Here is a 6,977-nt window from a genome sequence, read left to right as displayed (position 1 = left end):
TGCGTATAAGTGCAATTTTTTTATATAAAAATATCTGTTAGAGATTTACTCCCCAACAGATATTATAGAGCCTTTTTTTTATGCAAATTTTTAGAAATGACTTGCTAATAATATATTTATTGATAAAATTTTTTTAATAAATTTCTTTTGTAGACACAAAAATATTAGTGAGATAGAGACATCTGTGTTATACTAAAATAAGCAAAATAAAGGAGGATTTTTATGGAGCAAAATGTCTATTTAGATAAGGAGCGCCTGGAAAATTCCAAATCTACTACTAAGGCTTTGGGAGAGTCTCTGGAGATTGATTCTCTTAAGGAAAAAGTTGTTGAACTTAATAAAAAACAAATGGAACCAGGTTTTTGGGACGACAATGAGGCTGCCCAAAAAGTTATAAATGAAACAAATTCATATCAAAGGAAGATAGATCAGTACGACCAGTTAAATGAGCTTATTACAGATGCAGAGGACCTTATTACTTTAATGGAAATCGAGGAAGATTATTCTTCTTATGCTGACTTTCAAGCGCTTGTTGATGAAATTGAAAAAGAGACTGCTGACTTTAAGCTTAATACTCTTTTAAATGGCGAGTACGATTCTCACGATGCTATTCTTTCTATTCATGCAGGTGCTGGTGGCACAGAAGCGCAAGATTGGGCGAGCATGCTACTTCGGATGTACACTAGATATGCTGAAAACAAGGGCTTCAAGGTTGAAACTCTTGACCTCTTAAAGGAAGACGAGGCTGGCATTAAGTCTGTTACTTTAAAAATTTCTGGGGAAAACGCCTATGGCTATCTAAAAGGTGAAAAGGGCGTTCACAGACTTGTAAGGATTTCTCCTTTTGATTCTAATAAGAGAAGGCACACTTCTTTTTCATCTGTTGATGTCTTCCCAGAGCTTGATGACGACAATGAAGTTGAAATAAAGGAAGAGGAATTGAAAATCGACACTTACAGGTCTTCTGGTGCTGGTGGACAACACGTAAACACTACTGACTCTGCTGTTAGAATCACCCATATTCCTACTGGTATTGTTGTTCAATGTCAAAATGAAAGAAGTCAAATTCAAAACAGAGAAAAGGCAATGAACATGTTAAAGGCAAAACTTATTGCCCTTGCTGAAGAAGAAAAGAAAGAAAAAATCGAAGATCTTCAAGGTAATTATTCACAAATTGCATGGGGTTCACAAATTAGGTCCTATGTTTTCCAACCTTATACAATGGTCAAGGACCACAGAACTAATGTTGATGTTGGAGATGTGGAAAGAGTAATGGACGGAGATTTAGATACTTTTATTAACGCCTATTTGCAAGAAAAGGCGACTGCAGAAAGTTGAGGTTGACATGGCAAAGGATGTAATTATTGCCCTTGATTTTCCAAGTGGCGAAGTAGCTCTTGATTTTTTGAAAAATTTTAAGGACGAAAAAGTTTATGTAAAAGTTGGGATGGAACTTTTTTATAAGGAAGGTCCAAGTATTATTAATGAGATAAAAAAACTTGGACACAAAATATTTTTGGATTTAAAAATTCACGACATTCCAAATACTTGTAAGGGTGCGACAAATTCTCTAATTTCACTTGATGTTGACATGATAAACTACCACATAGCTGGCGGCAAAAAAATGTTAAGTGAAGCTAGTGAGATTGTAAATAAGGAAAAGCCTGAGATGATTACTCTTGGTGTTACTATGCTTACTTCTACTGACGAAGATGTTATGCACCATGAGCTTAAAATTGACGAGAGAAAATCTCTTGATGATGTTGTTCTTGATTATGCAAGACTTGCCAAAGAGGCAAACTTATCTGGCATAGTTTGCTCTGCCCTTGAAGTGCCAAAGATTAAAGAAAACCTAGGAGATGACTTTATTACAGTTACTCCTGGCATTAGAAAAGTTAAGGGCACTGACGACCAAAAGAGAGTTGTAACTCCAAGTGAGGCAAGAGAATTAGGATCTGACTATATAGTTGTTGGAAGACCTATCACAAAGGCAGAGGATCCCCTAAAGGAATACAAGGAAATTAAAAGAGACTTTTTAGGAGGAGAATAATGCGAGAAATTGCAAAAATTTTATTAAAATTAAAGGCTGTAACACTTTCACCAGAAGATCCCTACACTTGGGCATCTGGCATAAAGTCTCCTATTTACTGTGACAACAGACTTATACTTTCTTATCCAGAGGACAGAAAAGTTGTTGAGGAGGGCCTTGTAAATTTAATTAAAGAAAAATTCCCTGATGTAGAATATATTATGGGCACAGCAACTGCTGGCATTCCTCATGCTGCTATTATTGCTGACAAAATGAATTTACCTATGGGCTTTGTGAGATCTTCAAACAAGGACCATGGCAAGCAAAATAAAATTGAAGGGGCAAAAATTTCTGGCGCCAAGGTTGTTGTAATTGAAGACTTATTTTCAACTGGCGGCTCCTCTATTGAAGCTGCAAAGGCTCTTACTGATGTGGGCTATGAGGTTCTTGGCATAGTAAGTATTTTCACCTACAATATGAAATCAGCTGCTGAAAACTTTAAGGCATCTGGCTACAAACACGAATCACTTACAAATTTTGACGAACTAATTGATGTTGCTCACGAAATGGACTACATCAAGGAAAGTGAAATTGAAAAATTAAAATTATTTAGGGACAATCCAAAGGATTCCTCTTGGATGAATGTTTAATTTACTTTTTGGGTAAAGGAAAAGTGAAATTCAAACTTAGGGGGAAAGAAGTTGAATTATTATAAAACTTTAAGAATGATCTTGCCTTATGCCAATGAAGTTTTTAAAAATAAGGACAGGTTAAATAAGGTTATTGAGGAGTCTATGTCACAGACTAATAAACTTGATATGTTTAAAAAGATTTCTCGGGAACTTAAACTTGCCCTTGGACTTGTCATAGACTATTCAAAGGGAAATTATAGGAATGTTAAAAAATTTGACATTCTCTTAATTGTGGCAGGGTTTTTGTATCTATTAAATCCAGCTGACATTGTTCCAGATTTTATTTTATTTTTTGGATTTGTTGACGATTTAAGTGTCCTAACTTATATAGTTAAGAAATTAGATAAGGAATTGGAAAAATATGATAAGTGGAAAAATTCTAGGGACTGATTTTTTCAAGAGAGACACAGTTGAAGTAGCAAAAAATTTATTAGGAAAGAAAATTATCAGAAATATTTCTGGTAATTTTTTCTGTGTAAAAATAGTTGAGACTGAAGCCTATCTCGGTTTAAGGGATAGAGCTTGTCACTCCTACGGCGGAAATATTACAAAGAGAAATGAAATTTTATATAGACATGGCGGCACAATTTATGTCTACCTAATCTATGGAATGTATAATCTCTTAAATATTGTGACAAAAGATGTTGATGAACCAGAGGCAGTCCTAATTCGTGCAGTGGAGCCTCTGGAAAATTTAGATGGCATGGCGGAAAATAGATTTGGAAAAGTTTATGAGGATCTTTCAAGCTATCAAAGGAAAAATCTTACTAATGGACCAGGCAAACTTTCCATGGCGCTGGGCATAGATAGAAGCTTAAATGGTAAAATTCTTTCGTCAGACTATCTTTACATAGAAGAGGGCGAAGATGTAAAAAATATTGTTGCGGCTAAGAGAATTGGCATTGATTACGCAGGAGAGGACGCCCATCTTCCTCTAAGATTTTACCTAGGGGATAGTCCCCATGTTTCAGTTAAATAAGCTAGATTTTTGTTAAGTTATGATTTATAATAGGTTAACATAAAGGTGATGTAATGATTAGCATAAAAAATTTGTCTTTTAAATACGATTATGAAGATGAAAATGCAAAACAAATTTTAAAAGATATAGATTTAGAAATAAATGAAGGCGAGTTTGTTGCCCTCCTTGGACACAATGGTTCAGGCAAGTCAACTCTTGCAAAATTAATTAATGGACTCTTAATTCCTGACCAAGGAGACGTTCTTGTTGACGGCATGAATACGAAGAATGAAGAGGAAATTTGGGACATAAGGCGCAATGCTGGCATGGTTTTTCAAAATCCAGACAACCAATTAGTTGCCACAATTGTCGAAGATGAAGTAGCCTTTGGTCCAGAAAATCTTGGCATTGAGCCAGCTGAAATAAGAAAGAGAGTGGACAAGGCCCTAGAAGATGTTGGCATGACTGATTACAAGAAGAATGCTCCCCATCTTTTATCTGGTGGACAAAAGCAAAGAGTTGCCATAGCAGGCATCCTTGCCATGAGTCCAAAATATATAATTTTAGACGAGCCAACTGCCATGCTTGACCCAAGTGGAAGGCGCGAAGTTATTGACACCCTCGTGAAGTTAAATAAAGAAGAAAATAAAACTATTATCCTAATCACTCACTACATGGAAGAAGCAGCCATTAGCGACAGAGTTGTAGTTATGGAAGATGGAAATATTGTCCTAAGCGGAAAGCCTAGGGAAGTATTTTCTCATGTTGATGAAATAAAAAAATTGGGACTGGATGTACCACAAGTTACAGAACTGGCACATGAGCTTAAAAAAGATGGTATTGAAATTTCCACAGAAGTTTTAAATATCGAAGAAATGGTGAAGGAAATATGTCACTTATAGAGATAAAAAATTTAACACATATTTATAGTGAGGGCCTTCCCTTTGAGAAGAAGGCAATTGATGATATAAATTTAAAAATTGAAGAAAATGAATTTATAGGTCTCATTGGACATACAGGTTCTGGCAAATCAACTTTTATTCAACACTTAAATGGACTTTTAAAGCCTAGCAGTGGAGAAATAATTGTGGATGGAATGAAGGTAGACAAGTCCAGCTCAAACTTAACTGAACTGAGAAAAAAAATTGGTCTTGTTTTTCAATACCCAGAGTACCAACTTTTTGAAGAGACTATAGAGAGAGACATTGCCTTTGGACCAGGTAACTTAGATTTATCTGAAGAAGAAGTCCTAAGAAGAGTTAAGTCCTCCATGGATTCAGTGGGACTTGACTACGAAACTTATAAGGACAAGTCGCCCTTTGAACTTTCTGGTGGACTAAAGAGAAGAGTAGCCATAGCAGGGGTCCTTGCCATGGAGCCAAAGGTTTTAATCTTAGACGAGCCAACGGCAGGACTTGACCCAAGAGGTCGTGACGAAATCCTTAGTGAAATAAAAAGCATTCACGAAAAAAGAAAGATCACTGTAATTTTAGTTTCTCACTCTATGGAAGATGTGGCAAAAATTGCTGAGAGAATAATTGTAATGGACAAGGGAAAAGTATTTTTGGACTCAAACCCAAGAGAAATTTTTAGAAACGAGGACAAACTCCTTTCAGTTGGACTTGGCATACCACAAATTACATCTCTTATGAGAACTTTAAAGAAGAAGGGACTAGACATTAACGAAGACTCCATTACATTGGAAGAAGCCAAGGAGTCTTTGATAAAATATTTGAGAGGTGTTTCTCATGTTTAAAGATATAACAATTGGACAGTATTTTCCAGGAGAAACCCTAGTTCATAAATACGACCCAAAGCTAAAGATGCTTACTATGATACTTTTCATTGCATCTCTGTTTTTCATCTCATCAGTATTTATGTATTTGCCAGTGGTAATTTATTTGCTACTTATTATCTATGTGGCAAAACTACCTATGGGCTTAGTCCTTCGCGGGCTTAAACCACTTAAATGGATAATACTGGTTACCTTCATAATAAATTTATTTTTCTCACCAGGAGAAGCAAAATACACATTTGGAATTTTGAAAATTTCACAAGAAGGAATTGACCTTGCAGTATTTATGGGCATAAGACTTATACTTTTAGTTCTTGGCACATCACTACTTACTTATACAACATCGCCAATTGAACTTACAGATGGAATTGAGTCACTCCTTAGACCCTTTAGGAAAATTGGAGTGCCAAGTCATGAAATTGCCATGATGATGACAATTGCCCTTAGGTTTATTCCAACTCTAATCGAAGAAACAGACAAAATTATGAAGGCACAAATGGCAAGAGGAGCAGATTTTGAATCAGGAAATATAGTGAAGCGTGCAAAAAATTTAGTGCCCCTTCTTGTTCCCCTCTTTATAAATTCCTTTAGAAGGGCAGAAGAACTTGCCACAGCCATGGAAGCAAGATGCTACAGAGGTGGAGATGGCAGGACAAAAATGAATGCATCAAAAATTGTGAAAAAAGATGTAATTATTTTTGTGGGCAATTTAATATTTTTTGTAGCAATAATTTTGGTTTCAAAACTATGAATATACTGATAAAAATAACTTATGATGGCACTAACTTTCACGGCTTTCAAATTCAACCTGATGAGAGAACTGTGGAAGGCGAACTAAATAAGGGTCTTGCCAAAACCTTAAAGGAAGAAGTAAAAGTTTTTTATGCAGGCAGAACTGACAGGGGAGTTCATGCCCTTGGTCAGTATGCAAATTTTTATTCAGACACCACAATTGACATTGGAAATCTTCCAAAAGTTATAAACTTTAACTTGCCTGAAGATGTTTCAGTTGTGGGTGCAAAATTTGTGCCAGATAATTTTCACGCCAGATACGATGCAAAGTTAAAAAAATATCGCTATGTGGTCCACAGATCTCGCTATAGAAATGCCCTTCTTTTAAATAGGGCCTATGAATACCCCTATGAAGTGGACCCAGAGAGAATGAGAAAGGCTCTATCATACTTAATTGGCGAGCATGACTTCAACTCCTTTATGGGTAAGGGAGCTGTAGTAAAAGATTCAATAAGGACAATAGAGCGAATTGATGTAATAGAAGATGGCGACTTTTTGTATCTGGACTTTGTTGCAAAGGCCTTCTTAAAAAATATGATACGAATAGTAACTGGAACTGCCCTTGAAATAGGACGAGGACAAAGAGAAATTGAATACATGAAGGAAGCCTTGGAAAAGAAAAAGAGAAAGGCTTCAGGACCAACAGCACCAGCCTGCGGACTATACTTAGTAGATGTTAAGTATTAGCCCTCGGGCTTTTTATTTTATAAA

9 protein-coding genes are annotated in these 6,977 nt (G+C 35.9%); all 9 read left to right on the top strand.

Annotated features, from left to right (window positions below; genetic code table 11):
- Positions 1 to 222 precede the first annotated feature (222 nt).
- Genes prfB through truA form a run of 9 tightly spaced genes read left to right on the top strand, consistent with a single transcriptional unit; the run spans position 223 to position 6,953 of the window.
- Positions 223 to 1,338, top strand: a complete 1,116-nt coding sequence (gene prfB, locus WMO19_RS07745; RefSeq protein WP_349171182.1) for a peptide chain release factor 2 — start codon at positions 223 to 225, stop codon at positions 1,336 to 1,338.
- 7 nt (positions 1,339 to 1,345) lie between these two features.
- A complete protein-coding gene (pyrF, locus tag WMO19_RS07740; RefSeq protein WP_019124830.1) occupies positions 1,346 to 2,050 on the top strand; it encodes an orotidine-5'-phosphate decarboxylase in 705 nt (234 codons plus the stop codon).
- Positions 2,050 to 2,679, top strand: a complete 630-nt coding sequence (pyrE, locus tag WMO19_RS07735; RefSeq protein ID WP_349171180.1) for an orotate phosphoribosyltransferase — start codon at positions 2,050 to 2,052, stop codon at positions 2,677 to 2,679. The genes pyrF and pyrE overlap by 1 nt, the downstream gene beginning before the upstream one ends.
- Before the next feature lie 51 nt (positions 2,680 to 2,730).
- Positions 2,731 to 3,111: a YkvA family protein gene (locus WMO19_RS07730; protein ID WP_349171179.1), complete on the top strand. Its 381-nt coding sequence runs from the start codon at positions 2,731 to 2,733 to the stop codon at positions 3,109 to 3,111.
- A complete protein-coding gene (locus WMO19_RS07725) occupies positions 3,083 to 3,700 on the top strand; it encodes a DNA-3-methyladenine glycosylase (RefSeq protein ID WP_349171177.1) in 618 nt (205 codons plus the stop codon). The genes WMO19_RS07730 and WMO19_RS07725 overlap by 29 nt, the downstream gene beginning before the upstream one ends.
- 53 nt (positions 3,701 to 3,753) lie before the next feature.
- The gene (locus tag WMO19_RS07720; protein ID WP_349171175.1) at positions 3,754 to 4,581 is read left to right on the top strand and encodes an energy-coupling factor transporter ATPase; all 828 of its coding nucleotides are present in this window, start codon (positions 3,754 to 3,756) and stop codon (positions 4,579 to 4,581) included.
- Positions 4,569 to 5,435: an energy-coupling factor transporter ATPase gene (locus WMO19_RS07715; RefSeq protein ID WP_349171174.1), complete on the top strand. Its 867-nt coding sequence runs from the start codon at positions 4,569 to 4,571 to the stop codon at positions 5,433 to 5,435. Before WMO19_RS07720 ends, WMO19_RS07715 begins: the two co-directional genes overlap by 13 nt.
- Entirely contained in the window at positions 5,428 to 6,225 is a 798-nt protein-coding gene (locus tag WMO19_RS07710; protein ID WP_349171172.1) for an energy-coupling factor transporter transmembrane component T family protein, read from the top strand. Before WMO19_RS07715 ends, WMO19_RS07710 begins: the two co-directional genes overlap by 8 nt.
- Positions 6,222 to 6,953 (top strand): tRNA pseudouridine(38-40) synthase TruA, encoded by a 732-nt coding sequence (gene truA / locus WMO19_RS07705; RefSeq protein WP_349171170.1) that lies wholly within the window; start codon positions 6,222 to 6,224, stop codon positions 6,951 to 6,953. The genes WMO19_RS07710 and truA overlap by 4 nt, the downstream gene beginning before the upstream one ends.
- Positions 6,954 to 6,977 lie beyond the last annotated feature (24 nt).

Origin of the sequence: Peptoniphilus hominis (ex Hitch et al. 2025), assembly GCF_040096015.1 — a bacterium.
GTDB lineage: Bacteria > Bacillota > Clostridia > Tissierellales > Peptoniphilaceae > Peptoniphilus_A > Peptoniphilus_A hominis.
Note: the sequence above shows the minus strand (reverse complement) of the source record. Positions and strands in the feature narration are given on the sequence as shown.